This is a genomic window from Myxococcus xanthus, from assembly GCF_013116825.1.
Lineage (GTDB): Bacteria > Myxococcota > Myxococcia > Myxococcales > Myxococcaceae > Myxococcus > Myxococcus xanthus_B.
Map to the genome: position 1 here is coordinate 26,844 of NZ_JABFNS010000084.1, position 15,342 is coordinate 42,185.

General features: G+C 69.9%; 14 protein-coding genes. 7 read left to right on the plus strand and 7 right to left on the minus strand.

Annotation, left to right across the window (positions count from 1 at the left end):
* Nucleotides 1-63: 63 nt before the first annotated feature.
* The gene (locus HNV26_RS23235; protein ID WP_171441938.1) at nucleotides 64-615 is read right to left on the minus strand and encodes a response regulator transcription factor; all 552 of its coding nucleotides are present in this window, start codon (nucleotides 613-615) and stop codon (nucleotides 64-66) included.
* Nucleotides 602-1,975 carry an ATP-binding protein gene (locus tag HNV26_RS23240; RefSeq protein WP_171441971.1) on the minus strand — a complete coding sequence of 458 codons (1,374 nt, stop codon included), beginning with the start codon at nucleotides 1,973-1,975 and terminating at the stop codon, nucleotides 602-604. The genes HNV26_RS23235 and HNV26_RS23240 overlap by 14 nt, the downstream gene beginning before the upstream one ends.
* Nucleotides 1,976-2,177: 202 nt before the next feature.
* Here HNV26_RS23240 and HNV26_RS23245 point away from each other — a divergent pair, with 202 nt between their 5' ends.
* Complete coding sequence (locus tag HNV26_RS23245) at nucleotides 2,178-2,411, plus strand: hypothetical protein (protein WP_171441926.1); 234 nt, start codon at nucleotides 2,178-2,180, stop codon at nucleotides 2,409-2,411.
* Nucleotides 2,412-2,518: 107 nt separating this feature from the next.
* Here the strand turns inward: HNV26_RS23245 and ileS are convergent, their stop codons facing one another.
* Both ileS and HNV26_RS23255 read right to left on the minus strand, forming a co-directional pair.
* On the minus strand, nucleotides 2,519-6,262 hold the full coding sequence (gene ileS / locus HNV26_RS23250) for an isoleucine--tRNA ligase (RefSeq protein ID WP_171441937.1): 3,744 nt from the start codon (nucleotides 6,260-6,262) through the stop codon (nucleotides 2,519-2,521).
* A gap of 54 nt (nucleotides 6,263-6,316) precedes the next feature.
* The gene (locus tag HNV26_RS23255) at nucleotides 6,317-6,598 is read right to left on the minus strand and encodes a hypothetical protein (RefSeq protein WP_171441936.1); all 282 of its coding nucleotides are present in this window, start codon (nucleotides 6,596-6,598) and stop codon (nucleotides 6,317-6,319) included.
* A gap of 151 nt (nucleotides 6,599-6,749) precedes the next feature.
* Here HNV26_RS23255 and HNV26_RS23260 point away from each other — a divergent pair, with 151 nt between their 5' ends.
* From HNV26_RS23260 to HNV26_RS23275, 4 genes are all read left to right on the plus strand, one after another.
* On the plus strand, nucleotides 6,750-7,490 hold the full coding sequence (locus tag HNV26_RS23260) for a hypothetical protein (RefSeq protein ID WP_171441935.1): 741 nt from the start codon (nucleotides 6,750-6,752) through the stop codon (nucleotides 7,488-7,490).
* Nucleotides 7,481-8,083, plus strand: coding sequence for a toxin-antitoxin system YwqK family antitoxin (locus tag HNV26_RS23265; protein WP_171441934.1), 603 nt, complete (start codon nucleotides 7,481-7,483; stop codon nucleotides 8,081-8,083). Before HNV26_RS23260 ends, HNV26_RS23265 begins: the two co-directional genes overlap by 10 nt.
* A gap of 16 nt (nucleotides 8,084-8,099) precedes the next feature.
* Nucleotides 8,100-9,197 carry a S1 family peptidase gene (locus HNV26_RS23270; protein ID WP_171441933.1) on the plus strand — a complete coding sequence of 366 codons (1,098 nt, stop codon included), beginning with the start codon at nucleotides 8,100-8,102 and terminating at the stop codon, nucleotides 9,195-9,197.
* Between the two features lie 84 nt (nucleotides 9,198-9,281).
* Nucleotides 9,282-9,662, plus strand: coding sequence for an ArsR/SmtB family transcription factor (locus HNV26_RS23275; RefSeq protein ID WP_171441932.1), 381 nt, complete (start codon nucleotides 9,282-9,284; stop codon nucleotides 9,660-9,662).
* Between the two features lie 88 nt (nucleotides 9,663-9,750).
* Here the strand turns inward: HNV26_RS23275 and HNV26_RS23280 are convergent, their stop codons facing one another.
* The gene (locus HNV26_RS23280; protein WP_253816940.1) at nucleotides 9,751-11,475 is read right to left on the minus strand and encodes a hypothetical protein; all 1,725 of its coding nucleotides are present in this window, start codon (nucleotides 11,473-11,475) and stop codon (nucleotides 9,751-9,753) included.
* A 101-nt stretch (nucleotides 11,476-11,576) separates the two neighbouring features.
* Complete coding sequence (locus HNV26_RS23285) at nucleotides 11,577-11,843, minus strand: hypothetical protein (RefSeq protein WP_171441930.1); 267 nt, start codon at nucleotides 11,841-11,843, stop codon at nucleotides 11,577-11,579.
* A 48-nt stretch (nucleotides 11,844-11,891) separates the two neighbouring features.
* On the opposite strand from HNV26_RS23285, the gene HNV26_RS23290 reads away from it, so the two are divergent.
* Together HNV26_RS23290 and HNV26_RS23295 are read left to right on the plus strand one after the other, a co-directional pair.
* Complete coding sequence (locus HNV26_RS23290) at nucleotides 11,892-12,716, plus strand: SDR family oxidoreductase (protein ID WP_171441929.1); 825 nt, start codon at nucleotides 11,892-11,894, stop codon at nucleotides 12,714-12,716.
* A 238-nt stretch (nucleotides 12,717-12,954) separates the two neighbouring features.
* Nucleotides 12,955-14,118: a winged helix DNA-binding domain-containing protein gene (locus HNV26_RS23295; RefSeq protein ID WP_253816941.1), complete on the plus strand. Its 1,164-nt coding sequence runs from the start codon at nucleotides 12,955-12,957 to the stop codon at nucleotides 14,116-14,118.
* Nucleotides 14,119-14,206: 88 nt separating this feature from the next.
* Here HNV26_RS23295 and HNV26_RS23300 read toward each other — a convergent pair whose 3' ends face one another.
* Nucleotides 14,207-15,094 (minus strand): RNA polymerase factor sigma-32, encoded by an 888-nt coding sequence (locus HNV26_RS23300; protein ID WP_171441927.1) that lies wholly within the window; start codon nucleotides 15,092-15,094, stop codon nucleotides 14,207-14,209.
* Between the last annotated feature and the right edge of the window lie 248 nt (nucleotides 15,095-15,342).

Consider the following 15,342-nt stretch of genomic DNA (forward strand, 5'->3'; position numbering starts at 1 on the left):
ACACCTTCCACCCTAACGGCTCGGGCGCCGCGTTTCGTGCGTCTTGCTGACGCACCCCGGGTCTCACTTGGGGACGGGGTACTTGGACAGCTTGCGTTGCAGGCTCCGCCGCTGGATGCGCAGCAGCCGGGCGGCCTGGGAGATGTTGCCCCCACAGTCGGCGAGCACGCGCTGGATGTGCTCCCATTCCGCGCGCGCCAGGGAGGGCACCTCGTGGGTGAGCGCGGCATCCTGCCCGGAGGGGAGGGTGGCGCCGGCGAAGGCCAGCAGGATGTCGTCCACGTCCGCGGGCTTGGCCAGGTAGTGCGTGGCGCCTCGCCGGACGGCCTCCACCGCCGTGGCGATGCTGCCGTAGCCCGTCAGCACCACGATGGTGGTGCTCGCGTCCAGGGCCTTCAGCTCGCGCACCAACTCCAGGCCGGAACCGTCGGGCAGGCGGAGGTCGACGACGGCGTAACCCGGACGCAACGCCCGCGCGGCCTCGCGCGCCGCTTGCGTGCTGGCCGCGCCGTGGGCCTGGAAGCCGTGCCGCGCGAAGGCGCGCACCAGCCGCTCTCGGAATCGCTCGTCGTCGTCGGTGACGAGCACCGTGGCGGGGGCTTCACCGGGGGGCATCGGACGACTCCTTCCTCAAGGGCAGCTCCAGCGTCACGCGCGTCCCCTGTCCCTCCTCGGAGTCGAGCTCCAGGCGGCCTCCACACAGCTCGGCGTACGTCTGGGTGAGGAACAGGCCCAGCCCCATGCCCTGGCCCGCGGGCTTGGTGGTGAAGAAGGGCTCGCCCAGCCGGGGCAACAGCGCGCGCGGGATGCCGGTGCCCCGGTCCTCCACGATGAAGCGCAGGCGGTCCTCCTCGCGGTGCGCGGACACCACGACGTTCGCTCCGGTGGCCTCGCTGGCATGCAGCCCGTTGCGCACCAGGTTCGTCAGGACCTGCACCAGTCCTCGCACGGGGCACCAGAAGGGCACGTCCGGGCCGGGCTCGAGTTGGAGGCGCGCCTGGTCGGCGGTGCTCAGTTGTTCCCGGAGGCGGGCGAGCACGTCGCTCGGCGTCGTCCGTTCGGGGACCTCGCCCAGCGTCTGGCCCGCGCGGGCGCTCATGCGCTCAAGGATGTCCCGGCAGCGCTCCACCTCGTCCCGGATGAGGCGGGCGTCCTCCAGCGCTTCCTGGGGCGCCTCCAGGATGAGCGCGTCCAGTTCGTTGGCCGCGATGGCGATGGTGCCCAGCGGCGTGCCCAGCTCGTGTGCCGCGCCGGCCGCCAGCGTGGACAGCGACGCCAGCTTCTCCGCGCGCGCCGCCAGCCGCTGCGTGCGCGCCAGCGCGGCATGCCGGTCTCTCAGCGCGGCGGCCACGCGGGCGACGACGAAGCCGATGATGAGCGCCGTCAGCGTGAAGGCGACCCACATGCCCACGACGTGGAGCGAGTCCAGGCCGTGGCTGTCCGGCGGGTTCACCGTGTCGGGCAGTGGGACGTGGCAGGCGAAGAGGCTGGTCGAGCCCAGCACCGACAGCATCGCGATGAGCGCCGTCCAGCGGGGGCCCAGCACGATGGCCGCCAGCGTCACATGGACGAGATACAGCATGGAGAACGGGTTGGCCGGGCCACCGGACAGCGCGAGCAGCCCCGTCAGCAACGCGGTGTCGAACGCGAGCACGGCGCCCAGCAGGCCGGGACGGACCTCGGGCTCGCGGCGGAGCCAGAGCGTGAGGAGCAGGTTGGACACCGCCGTCGTGGCCACCAGGGCCAGCAGGGGCGCCACGGGCAGCTCCAGCTCCAGCACTCGGACGGCGACGCCCACTGTCAGCGCTTGTCCGGCGACGGCGTGCCAGCGCAGGCGGACCAGCCACCCGAGCGCGATGTCGCTGGAGGACAACCGCGCCGCCATGTCCCCGGTGGCGCGTTGGAAGGCGGAGCGCGTGGGCGAGGGCAGGACGTCAGGTGACGGCGCCTCGGTGTGGGGCGGCGCGGTGGACACCCGCACGTCATATCCCGGCGATGGCAGTGGGGTGTGCGTCAAGTTGACGCATTGGCATGCCGGGCCGGTGCCTGGCCCTGGAGTCATGCGGCCGGGCGTCGTAGCGGAGAGGGGGCTGGGGCTGGATTGACAGCCAGCCCTATGTCTAGTAGCCGAGTAAAAACTGAAATTCTGGAAATGCTTGAGGCCGGGGAGTGACGTCATGAAGCGGGCAGCGGGAAAGCTGTTCCGTGCCATCGCCACGGTGTTGATGGCGGTGAGCGCGGATGCACAGCCCATCCATGGCGTCTATCGCGGCGAAGTCTACTTCACGCCGACGTTGGTGATTCCCACCTCGCGGCCGGCCGGGACGTACCGCGTGGACACGCGCGTCTACACGTCCAACGGGTCCCAGACGTTGCTGTACCGGAACGACACAACCTTCACCGCGAGCTGAGTGAAGGCTGGCGCGGCTCTTTTTCACGTGGGAAGGGCAGCGCCGGGGTGCCGTGACTTGCGGGCTGCCTCATCGCGGGGATGAGGCAGCCCGTGTTTTTTCGCGGCTCAGGCCCGTTCCACGCGGATGCGCGCGGGCAGGCCGTTGATGCTGACTTCTTCTTCCTTGCCGGTGAGTCCCTCGGGGCCCACGAGGATGCTGGAGGCCAGCGTCTCCCGTGCGATCAGCTCCCGCGCTTCGTCCGTCACGCGCTTCACGCGCGCGTCGCCGTCCACCCAGAGCTGGATGCGGTCGGTGTAGCCCAGCTCCATGTCCTTGCGCGCGCCCTGCACGCGGGCGAGCAGCTCGCGCACCAGGCCCTCATCCACCAGGGACTCGGTCAGCTCGGTGTGGAGCACCACCACGCCCACGCCCATGCCCGCGGCGGCGTAGCCAGGGTTGGCCTCCACCAGCGTCTCCAGCTCCTCGGCGGTGAAGACCAGGTCCTCGCCAGCCACCGTCATGGCCACGCGGCCCGTCTGGAGCAGCTCGCGGTGCAGCGCGGCGCCGTCACCCGTGTCGAAGGCCTTGCGCACCGGGGCCAGCTTGGGGCCCAGCCGTCCGCCCACCGCGCGCAGGTTGGGCCGGACGCGGAAGCGCACCACGTCCGCCTCCGGGCTGCCCGGCTCCACGAAGCGCACCTCGTGGACGTTCAGCTCGTCCGCGATGAGGTCGCGGTACGCCGCCACGCGGTCCGTCAGCTCCTTGCGCGCCAGGATGACGTCCGCGCGCGACAGCGGCTGGCGCACCTTGAGGCGGTTGTCCGTGCGCACCTTGAGGCCCAGGGAGACCAAATCCCGCACAGCGCCCATCTCCGCCGCGAGCCCCTCGTCGATGAGGGACGCATCCACGGAGGGGAAGCGCGCCAGGTGGACGCTCTCCGGCTGCGTGGTGGGCCAGGGCTTGCGCACCAGGTTGCCCCACATCTCGTCGGCGAAGAAGGGGATGAAGGGCGCGGACAGCGAGGCAATGGTGGTGAGCGCCTCGTAGAGCGTGAAGTACGCGTCCTGCTTGTCCTGTTCGAAGCCCGGCGCCCAGAAGCGCGAGCGGCTGCGGCGCAGGTACCAGTTGGACAGCGCGTCCACCAGCGCCACCATCCGCTGGGCCGCGTCGTAGACCTGGTAGGTGTCCAGCGCGCGGGTGACGTCGCGCAGGGTGAGGTGGACCTCGGACAGAATCCAGCGGTCCAGCACCGGCCGCGCCTTCACCTCGCGCCAGCCCTGGCTGCGGCGGATGGCTTCCCACGGCGAGTCGGATGCGTCCGTGTTGCCGGCCGCGGGGTTGAAGCCGTCGATGTTCGCGTAGATGGTGAAGAACGAGTAGACGTTGCGCAGCTTGACCTGGAAGTCCTTCTGCAACAGCCGCACGTTGCTCAGCGAGTGCCGCGTGTTCGACCAGGTGGGGCTCGCCGCGTAGAAGAACCAGCGGAACGCGTCCGCGCCCGGCGCCTTGGCGGCGGGGTCCTTCAGCACCACGCGCTCGGAGGGCGCCAACCGGGGCACCTCCACCGGCATGACGCTGGCGCCTCGCGCGGAGGGCGCCACGTCCAGCGTCTGCAGGTCAGCGGGCGCCAGCAGCAGCACGCGGCGCTTGAGCTTCTTGTGTGCCTTCACCGTCGCGGTGATGACCGCGTCCGGACGGTCTGGCCGGAAGAGCTGCACCTTGGCGCCCTCCTGGATGTCCAAGCCCTCCAGGTCCTCGCGAGCGATGAGCGCCACGCCCGGCTCACCCGGAACGCCGGCCTCCGCGGCCGTGAGGACGGCGAAGTCCATGCGCACCTCGTCCAGGATGATCTCCGGCGGCGTGTAGTTGCCCTTGGACTTGGACTCCTTGCGGCCCTCCTTGTCGGAGACGTGGCCCAGCACGATGCAGCTCTTGTACGGCTGCGGCCAGCCGCGCTGGGGTGACAGGCCCATGCGCGCCTGCGTCTCCTCGTCGAAGAGGAGCGTGCTCACCATCAGCAGCGAGTAGAACCAGCCACGCGTCTGGTCGATGGCCTCGGAGATGAAGTCCGCGGGGAAGGCGCGGTTGAAGATCTCCCGCGAGCCCGGCGCGTGCGGGAAGCCCCACTGCGCGAAGGGCATGCAGCCGGAGTCGAACCACACGTCGACGACCTCGGGCACGCGCTGGAAGCGCCCCGGGGTGCCGGGCTTCTCGAACGTCACCTTGTCGATCCACGGCTTGTGGACGATGAGGTGCCTGGCGTTGGCCTCGTGGGGCTTGCCCGCGAGGAAGGCGTTCAGCTCCGCCTCCACCGCGGCCACGTTGTTGCCCGGCTTCTCACGCAGCGCCTGGAGCGAGGGGATGGCCTCCACCTCACCCGTCTCCGAGTGCACCCAGAGCGGCAGCGGCGTGCCCCAGTAGCGCTCGCGCGACAGGGCCCAGTCCACGTTGTTGGCCAGGAAGTCGCCGAAGCGGCCTTCCTTGATGTGCTCGGGCACCCAGTTGACGGCGCGGTTGTTGGCAATGGCCTCGTCCTTCACGGACGTGGTGCGGATGTACCAGGCGGGCCGGGCGAACTGGATGAGCGGGTCGTCGTCAGCGCGCCAGCAGAAGGGGTACTCGTGCTTGTACTGCTCCGTGAAGAGGACCAGCCCGCGCTCCTTCAGGTGGCGCTGGATGTCCTTGTCCGCCTCCTTCACGAAGCGCCCCGCGACGAGCGGCACGTCGTCGGAGAAGGTGCCGTCCGGCTTCACCGCGCAGAACAGCTCCAGCGCTTCCGGCTGGGCGAAGCGGGCCTTGTCCTTGCGGAAGGCCTCGTAGTCGTCCTCGCCAAAAGCCGGGGCGATGTGGACGATGCCCGTGCCGCTGTCGAGCGTCACGAAGTCCGCGCCCAGCACGCGCCAGGCCTGCACGTCCTCACCGCCGTCCTTCAGCGGCAGCCGCGTGTCGCCCGCGCGCTGGTGGTAGAGGTCGAAGGGCGGCTGGTAGCGCTGGCCCACCAGGTCGCTGCCCTTCTGCGTGGCGAGCACCGGCAGGTCCATCTTGAGCTTCTTCGCCAGCGCCTCGCGCAGCGCCGCGGCGACGATGAGCTTGCGCTCTCCCGCGTCCACGGTGACGTAGTCCACGCCCGGGTTGACGGCCGCGTACATGTTGGACGGCAGCGTCCAGGGCGTCGTCGTCCACACCACCAGGGCGGTGTCCGGCGTGTCGCGCAGCGGGAAGGCGACGTAGACGCTCGGGTCGTCCACCGTCTTGTAGCCCAGGCCCACCTCCGCGGCGCTCAGCGCGGTGCCGCCCTGCGGCCACCACCACACCACCTTGTGGCCCTGGTACAGCAGGCCCTTGCGGTGCAGCTCCGCCAGCGCCCACCACACGCTCTCCACGAACGGCCGGTGGTAGGTGACGTAGGCCTGATTCAGGTCCACCCAGAAGCCGATGCGCTCGGTGAGCCGCTCCCACTCGGAGGTGTAGCGGAAGACGGATTCGATGCAGCGCTCGGTGAAGGGCTCCACGCCGTAGCGTTCAATCTCCGCCTTGCCGTGGATGCGCAGCTCCTTCTCGACCTCCACCTCCACGGGCAGGCCGTGGGTGTCCCAGCCGGCCTTGCGGGGGACGTAGTGGCCCGTCATCGTCTTGTAGCGGGGGAACAGGTCCTTGATGACGCGCGTGAGGACGTGGCCGTTGTGCGGCAGGCCGTTGGCGGTCGGCGGGCCCTCGTAGAAGACGAAGCTGGGGGCATCCTCACGCGTTTCGAGCGAGCGCTCGAAGATGCGGCGGTCCTTCCAGAAGGCCTGGATGCGGCGCTCGTCGGAAGGAAAGTCCATCTCCGCGGGCACCGCATCGAACAGGGAAGGGGGCGTTTCAGGCATGGTGCGGTGCTTGATAGCACCGCCCGCGCCAGGGATGGATGCCCGTCCTGTGAATCAGTACAGCGGACAGATGACCGGCCCGTTGCGGCCGCAGACGTCGCGGTTGATGTAGTAGCCCCAGTCCGGGCTGTAGTAGGCGTACATCGTCGGACCGCTGCCGCAGGACACGTACTGGGACGAGACCAGGCAGTGGATGTCCGGGTCGTACTCCGGGTAGAGCCCCTGGGACGTGGACGCCGTCGTGGAAGGCTCCGCCGTGGCTTCGTCCATGGCACCACCACAGCCGGCCATCAGCAGGGCGGCAATGCACATCAGGGCTGCGCGGTTCTGGGGCATGGGACTCTCCTGAGACCGGCGTCCGTCGCCGGGGTGCCGAGCCTAAGCCGGGATGGTATTGATTTCAGGGTAAGCGCGTTGACGCCCATGTGCGCATGTTTCTAGATTCTCGGGTGCTGAGAATTTTTACGCCATTGGAATCGAGATAAACATGAAAAGGCTGCTGCTCTGTGCCGTGTCGCTGGCGGTCGTGGTGGGCTGTTCCGGCGCGCCGCGTGAACAGCCCATCGAGCAGGAGGGCTTCAAGGTCCTCCAGCACGACGCGACGACGCTGGAGGCCACGTATGGCGCCGGGGGCGCCGTGGTGCGGATGCTCGCGGTGGAGACGCAGGCCAACGTCGTCGAGGTGACGTACGACTTTGGCGACCCCGTCGTCGGGTTCCACATCGACTTCAATCAGGGCGTAGGCCAGTTCATGCCGTCAGGCAGCCCGCTCGACGCGGCCCATTCGCACCTGCTCGCGTCGCTGATGGAGGGGCTTGCCCGCGCGCTCCCCGAAGAGGGCCGCACCCGCGTCGAGGACGCCGCCGAGCGCCAGACGAGCTTCATGCAGATCGTCCCCGTGGGCGAGGTCCTCACGGCGTACGAGTACGTGTCCGAGCGCGGCTGGACGCACATCTCCTGCTCCTGCGGACGGCAGTACATCGGCTCCGGCTACTACCGCACGGCGGGCATGGGCTGCGGCTGCACCGGCGGCTCGGGCAACGGCTGCAAGGGGCGCTGCGGGCAGGGTTGCGGCGTCACCAGCCTGCCGCGTTGCGTGGGCAGCACGGCCTACACGCAGGACTGCGCCAAGCACGACTACGGCCTGGGCAGCTTCGCGGCGGCGTCGGATGACTACTCGTTCGCGCGCAACAACTGCAGCTGCAGCGGCGTGGGTTCGTGCAGTTGAAGAACCGCGTGCTGACAGGTGCGGCGCGGGTGCTCGTCGCGGGGATGGCGCTGGGCTGCAACGGGGCTTCCGGGCCTTGTCCCGATGGCGCACGGCTCCAGGGCCGCGCGCCGCCCGATGGGGTCCTCCAGTGGTGTGCCCGGCCCGACGGGAAGAAGCACGGCCGTTGGGCGGAGTGGCACGCCACCGGGGCGCTGAAGGCGGAGGGCACCTACGTCGACGGGAAGATGGAGGGCCGCTGGGTCAGCTACTTCGAGGACGGCGTGAAGCAGTTCGAGGGTGACTATCGTGCCGGGCTCAAGCAGGGCCTGTGGACCCTCTACTACGAGGAGGGCCACAAGAACCGCGAGGAGCTCCATTCACCCGGCGCCGGCCCGGTGAAGTGGACCGCCTGGCGCTCGGACGGCTCGAAGTGGGCGGAAGGGACGCTGGCGGGGCATCGCTCGCAGGGCGCTTATTCGGAGTGGCACCCCGGTGGCGCGCTGGCCGCGCAGGGCCAGTACGAGAAGGGGGAGAAGACGGGTGAGTGGAAGTACTGGGACGCCGCGGGCGCCGCCACGGACGTTCCGCAGGGCGACTTCGACAGCGAGTGACGTCACGTCCGCCGCCGTGGGACTCCTGCTGGCGGCGGGGGCGTGCGGTCCTTCTGTCGTCCCTGGCTCCCCGGAGATGCTCACCCCGGCGCGGCGGGCCGTGGTGGGCGGCGCGCCCGAGCCGGGCTTCCCCGCGGTGGCGGCCATCGTCCCCGTCTCGCCCTTCTGCGGGGAGCCTGACGAGGCGGCTCGCGTGCTCTGCACGGGCACGCTGGTGGCGCCTCGGGTGGTGCTGACGGCGGCGCACTGCGTGGAGAACGCGGATGCTCCGCGGGTGTTCTCGGTGGTGTTCGCCGCGGAGACAGCCCGTGCCTCCGCCGCGCAGCGCATCCGCGTGGTGGAGGGCCGGCTCCATCCCGCGTGGCGCCCGGGCGTGAGTGATTTGGGCGTGTTGATTCTCGCCAGCGAGGCGCCGGTCGCTCCGCTGGCCTGGGCGGGGCGGGCGTTTCCCGCTGATGGCATGGGGCGGCTGGCGCGGGTGGTGGGCTTTGGCGTGGACGGGGAGGGCGGCTCGGGCCTGCGCCGCGGCGGCCTGTCCCGAATCACGTCGGTTGAAGCGGACGCCTTCTCCATCGAAGCGGCGCCAGCGATGTCGTGCGGCGGGGACAGCGGTGGCCCGGTGTTCATCGAACAGGACGGCCTCGAGCGCCTGGTCGGTGTGACGTCGTTTGGTGACGGCACCTGCACCACGGGGACGAACAGCCGCGTCGACGTACACGCGGACTTCATCCAGGTCGCCATCGAGGACGCCTCACGAGGCGCGCCCGCCCGGACGCCGGTGGACCCGGACGTGGACGCCTGCGCGCAGTGGTGCCGTGCGCATGCGGACTGCCCCGTGGGCATGGCGTGTGTCGCGCGGGCGGACGGCTCCCGGAGTTGCGCGGTGGCGGGGCTCGAGGCGGGCCACTTCGGGCCTGCCTGCACCGGCGCGCAGGGGGAGCATCCGTGTGTGAAGGCGGGCTCCGCGTGCCGGCTGTGGCTGCCCTGCTCCGTGTCGCGGGACGCAACAGCGCAGGGCGGGTGCGCGGCGGCAGGGGGCGGAAACCCCGGCCTGATTCCGCTGGTGCTTCTGGCCTGGTCCCGGGGACGCGGCCGTCGCGCGAAGCGCGGGTAGTCCGCGAGCGCCTTCTGCTGCCCGCCTGCCCACCCCTCTGGCATGTTGTTTAACTGGGTGGTTTAATTTAGGGCGGAGGTCGTTATGGTCACCCCCATGGTTCAGCAGCGTTCCGAGCAGCTCGACGCGGTCTTCCACGCGCTCTCCGACCCGACGCGGCGGGAGATGCTGCGCAGCCTGTCCTCGGGACCGAGGAGCATTGGCGAACTGGCGGCGCCGTTCAGCATGTCCTTCGCGGGCGCTTCCAAGCACGTCAAGACGCTGGAGCGCGCGGGGTTGGTGAACAGGTCGGTGGAGGGGCGCACGCACCGGTGCAGCCTCGCGCCGGCGCCGCTGGCCGGAGCGGCCGACTGGCTGCGTTTCTACGAACGCTTCTGGAATGACCGGTTGGATGCCCTGGAGCGGGAGCTCCGCAAGCCCGAGCGCGGCAGCGCCAGCGCCAGGAAGGGCGCGCGACAAGAGTGAGGTCCGGAGGTGTCGCATGCGGCGTCCACCCGCGAGGAGGTGGACGCCATTCTCCAGCGTAATGGGCTCGGGACCCCTGGCGGTCCGCTCAGCGGTGGGGCCAGAAGCGTGCCGCGAAGGGCGCCGTGGTGGACGCGCCTTCGTCGGCGCGGAGGCCCGCCACGCACATCGAGCCATCGGAATGGAACGCGGCGGTGAGCGCGGCCTCGGTCCCCGGCAGGTTGGTGCGATGGGCTCGCAGGGCGGTCTTCCCGTCCGCGGACAGGTGGATGCGTCCAATGCCATCCGTGGCGCCATTGATGGTGCTGGCCACCGCCAGGACCAGTTCGCCGTCATTCAGGATGCCTGTGCCCACCAGCCGCTCCTGCTGGGTTCCTGGCGCGGACAAGTGGGTGACGCTATCGCCATCCCAGCCGAAGCTCGTATCAGGGCTGCCGCTGGCATGGACCCGTGTCACCGCGCCGCTGTTGGGGGAGTCGGTGCCCGCATTCCACCGCGCGCTGCCGCCCACCAGCAACTTGCCCCCGTCCAGCAGATGCAGGGTCCGGGGGGTGAGGCGAGGCCAATCCGACGCGCTTCGGTACGTGAAGCTCGAGTCGGGCGTGCCGTTCACGTTGTAGCGACGCAAGGCCATGTGGTTGCGGCTGGCGTTCGTGGTTCCCGCCACCACGATGCGGTCGTCGGCCAGGGTGACAACGGCCAGGCCGTCCTCGTCCTGGCCCAGGTCATCCCAGGCCAGTCCATCCGAGCTGAAGGTCGTATCGGCGGCGCCCGTGGGCGTCAGGCGCATGATGACGAAGTCCAGGTCATCGTGCTGCACGGTGCCGGCACCGACGATGCGCCCCCTCGAATCCACCGTGACGGCATGCAGCGCGGCGTTGCCCGCGGACATCTGGAAGGTACGCACCCCCGTGTCGCCAAAGGAGGTGTCCAGGTCGCCCGCCGAGGTGTACCGGGCGAAGAGCAGGCTCTGGTACTGCCTCCCCGAGCAGCTCCCAGGACCCGCGATGGCGCCCCCCGCGACGAGGATTCGCCCGTCGGACAGCACGGTGACGGCGTCCACGTAGTCATCGCCGCCACAGACGTCCAGGGTGACGGTGCCCTGGGTGCCAAAGGCGGGGTCCAACGTCCCGTCCGGGAGCAGACGCGCCACCAGGACGTCGCGCAGGCCGGTGGAGCCCGTGGCGCCCGCCAGGATCCACTTGCCGTCCGGCTGCGACGCCAGGGCATGGATGCGCACCTCCGGGTGGCCGAAGGCGGGCATCGCCACGCCATTGCCGCCGAACGATGAATCCAGCGCCGCCGGGCCGGGCCGGATGACGAGGTTGAGGGGATGCTCGACGCGAGCCCCTCCGCCGCTCGCGACCAGCGTCACGGGCACACTGCCGTAGCGAGCGAACTCCTGGGCGGCGAGCGAGAGCGTGGCTTCGGACTCCGTGTCGGGGATGACGGCGGTGGTCACGTGCACATGCTCGGGAAGCCCCTCGATGGAGAGGTGCACGGCATCGGTGAACGTGGGCTCGCGGGTGATGGTGACGTTCAGCCCCGCGCTTGCCTCCGGGATGAACCGGAGCGTCACTTCGGACGCGGTTTGGAGCGTGAAGCCCGGAGGCGGCGCTCCCGCGTCGGGGTCCTCCGTCCCGGCATCCGTGCCCGCGTCGTTCGTCGGTGCCCCCGCGTCCGGCCGCTGGGTGCCCGCATCGGGTCTGGGGGAGGGCGACGGCTCCGACCCACCACAGCCCCAGGTGACGGGGGCCAGGCACAGGAGCATCAACGCCAGGAGCGACTTCACGCGCGGCGATGGGAAGCCCATGACATTGGAGGAACCTCGACGGCGGAAATGCACACTGCCTGTGGAAATCATATGAGCCGGCCTCTTAAGCGAGGACTCGGCGAGACGTAAAGACAGACGCCTCAGTGTTCGCCGTGTCCTCGCGGCGCGTCATCCGCCCCGGGCCGCGTGCTCCGGAGCCGCCTGAGCAGGTGGCGCGGCCAGAAGAACAGCGCCATTCCGGCCATGACGAGGAAGAGGATGACGAAGGGCAGCACGAGCACGCCGCCGACAAAGCCTGTCGCCATGCCGCCCAGCCCCCACAGCAGGCCATGGGGAAATCCCAGGACGGCGCCGGTGAGGGTGCCCATGACCGCGCCCGCCAGGACACAGGGCTCGATGAGGTTCACTATGCGCTCCCACGTTGATGCTCGTCACGAGCCTGGGCAGGAACACGCATGAGCAAGTCGCGACGCAAGGTGGTCCTCATCACTGGCGCATCCTCTGGCATCGGTCAGGCCTGCGCGGAGCTCCTGGGGGCACATGGCCACGCCGTTCATGGTACCAGCCGCCATCCCCGCGCGGATGGTGCCCACCACCGGATGGCCGTGTTGGACGTCACGGATGAGGATTCCGTTCAGCGCGCGGTGGCGTCGGTGCTCGCGGCGGAGGGCCGGCTCGACGTGGTGGTGAACTGCGCGGGCTTCGTGATGGCCGGCGCCGTGGAGGACGTGTCCGTCGAAGAGGCCCTGCGGCAGATGGACACCAACTTCTTCGGCGTGCTGCGCGTCTGCCGGGCGGTGCTCCCCACGATGCGCGCGCAGCGGTCGGGCCTCATCGTCAACATCAGCTCCATGGGCGGCGCCGCCGGGCTTCCCTTCCAGGGGCTCTACAGCGCCAGCAAGTTCGCCCTGGAAGGAATGACGGAGAGCCTCCGGCAGGAAGTCGCCGCCTTCGGCATCGAGGCCACGCTGCTGCAGCCTGGGGATGTCCTCACGCGCGTGCGCGAGTACCGGCAGCGCGCCCGGCAGTCCGGTCCCGGGTCCGCCTATCAGGAGGCCTTCGAGCGCGTCATGAACCTGGTGGAGTCAGGAGAAGGCGCGGGCGTTCCTCCCGAGCAGGTCGCCCGGAAGCTCCTGGCCCTGGTGGAGCGGCAGCGCGTGGACGTGCGCTACTCCGTGGGTCGCCTGTCGCAGCGCGTCGGCCTGGTGTCGAAACGCCTGCTGCCCGGGCGCACCTTCGAGCACCTCGTGATGGCGCTCCACGGCATGTCGCGGCGCTGAGCCCGGGCCCGGCGGGTTGTACATTCCTGACATAGGACTGTCAGGGACGGGTCGCAGGATGGCGTCCACGAAGCCCCTTGGGTTCTCCCGACCCAGGGGCGTTCGCATCCCACCCCAGGTGCCACCCGACATGATTCCCTTCTTGATGTTGTTGCCGATGCTCGTCCCCGCGGGTGTCAAACGTGGACGCTCCAGCAAGGCGCGGAGGGGAGGGGGGCTGAGTCCCGTGCCTTCACCCATGAAGGAACCAGGAAGCGCGCCGCCTGTCCGTGCCTCCTCGCGGCGGCGGAGGCTGCCAGCCCAGGTCCTGGGGCAGCGGGCCCTCAACCGGGCACTGCTCCAGCGTCAGTGGCTGTTGCAGCGCTCCCGGGCGGGCGTGATGGAGGCGCTGGAGCATCTGGTGGGGCTTCAAGCCCAGGCCACCCATCCTCCCTACGGCGCATTGTGGACGCGGCTGGACGGCTTCCAGCAAGAGGCGCTGACCCGGCTCATGACGGAGCGCCAGGTGGTGCGCGCCGGGATGATGCGCGGGACGTTGCACCTGGTGACCGCGCGTGACTGCCTCGCGCTGCGTCCCGTGCTGCAACCCGCGCTGGACAGGGGGCTGAAGCACTCCTCCCATGGCAAGCAACTGGCGGGTGTAGAGGTCCAGGCGCTGGTGGCGGAGGGACGGGCGCTGCTGGAGGCACGTCCCAGTCCCCGGGGCGAGCTGGGCCAGCGGCTCCAGGAGAAGTGGCCCGGCCATGATGCGAGCGCCCTGAGCCTGGGTTTCTCGAGCCTGGAGCCGCTCGTTGTGGTGCCACCCTGTGGAACGTGGGGCCATGGCGAGCGGATGGTGTACGCCACCGCCGAGTCCTGGCTCGGCCAGCGCTTCAAGCCCGCCGCGCCGCCAGACGCGCTGGTGATGCGCTACCTCGCCGCGTTTGGCCCCGCGAGCGCCAAGGACCTGCAGGCCTGGTCGGGCCTGCCCCGCATGGGCGCTGTCCTGGAGCGGTTGAGGCCCGGACTGCGCGCCTATCGTGACGAGCACGGCGTCGAGCTGTTCGACATCCCGGATGCCCGGAGGCCCGACCCGGACACGCCCGCGCCCGTCCGCTTCCTGTCCGAATTCGACAGCGTGCTGCTGGCCCACGCGGACCGCACGCGCATCATCTCCGATGCCGCCCGCAAGCGCGTCTTCACCATCAACGGCATCGTGCGCGCCACCCTCCTCGTGGATGGCTTCGTTCGAGGAACCTGGCGCATTGAACGTGCGCGCGGCGCCGCGACCTTGTGCATCACGCCCTTCGCGCGGCTGTCGCGTGAGGACCGCGCCGCGCTGACCGACGAGGGCGGGCGGCTGCTCGCCTTCGCCGCCGCGGATGTCCAGCACGCCGACATTCGCTTCGAGCGGGTGGGGTGAGCCCGCGCCTGTCGAGCCGGTGCGGGGAGGCGGCGCTCCAGCCGGGCCGGGCTGGAGCGCCGTCGTCTTCCCCTGGAAGGCGTGAGGCTCAGGCGTTGAGCGTGCTCTCGTCGACGCCGGCCTCGGCCATCAGCGTGGCCAGCGCGAGCTTGAGCTTGTCCTTCGCCCGAATCTCCAGCTGACGGGCGCGCTCGCGGGAGAAGCCGAAGTGCTCGCCCAGCTCGCTGAGCGTCATCTCCGCGTCACCCATGACGCGCTGCTCGATGATGAAGCGCTCGCGCGGGTCCAGGCGGCGCAGGGCGCGCTGCACGAGCTCGCGGGTGAGGTTGGCCTGCTGCCGGTCGGCGACCTCGTCCACCGCGGAGACGGACTCGGACTCCACGAAGTCCAGGTGCGTGGCGTCGCCGTCCTCGCCCATGGGCGCGTCCAGGGACAAGTCCCGCCCGCCCATGCGCTGCTCCATCTCGCGCACCTCGGAGGCCTTCACGTTCAGCTTGCGCGCAATCTCCTCGGCGTTGACCACGTTCGCGTCGCCGGCGCCCATCTTCTCCAACTCGCGGCGCGTGCGGGCCAGGCTGAAGAAGAGGCGGCGCTGCGCCTGCGTGGTGCCCAACTTCACCAGGCTCCAGTTCTTCAGGATGCAGTTCTGGATGTACGCGCGAATCCACCAGACGGCGTAGGAGATGAGGCGGATGCCCTTGTCCGGGTCGAACTTCTGCACGGCCTTCATCAGGCCGATGTTCGCCTCCTGGATGAGGTCCGACATCTTCAGGCCGTAGGAGCGGTACTCGTAGGCCACCTTCACCACGAAGCGGAGGTTCGCCGTCACCAACTGGTGGCCCGCGGCCAGGTCCCCCGCGCGGAAGCGCTTCGACAGCTCCTGCTCCTGCGGCTGGGTGAGCAGCGGGTACTGGTTGATCTCCGACAGGTAGGTGGAGAGCGAATCAGGGGAGGTGAAGGAGTTGGAAGCCTGCATGGTGTCTCTCGGGGAAAAAGAGATCTGGTTGGGGGATCGCGATGACGCTACGGGGGGTTGCCCTTTGCGACCCACGTGCCAAGGGGTGGCACCATCGTTTCCAAGTGAATCCAGGGGTTTGCATCCAAGCCGGCCCATGAATAAGGGCGGTAATCGGTCGTTTTTACAGCCAGCCCCACGGAAGTCTCTTCCAAACGTCGACTGGCCAACGGCGCCGCTCGCGCCGGGGGCCAGGGAGGGGGCGCGGG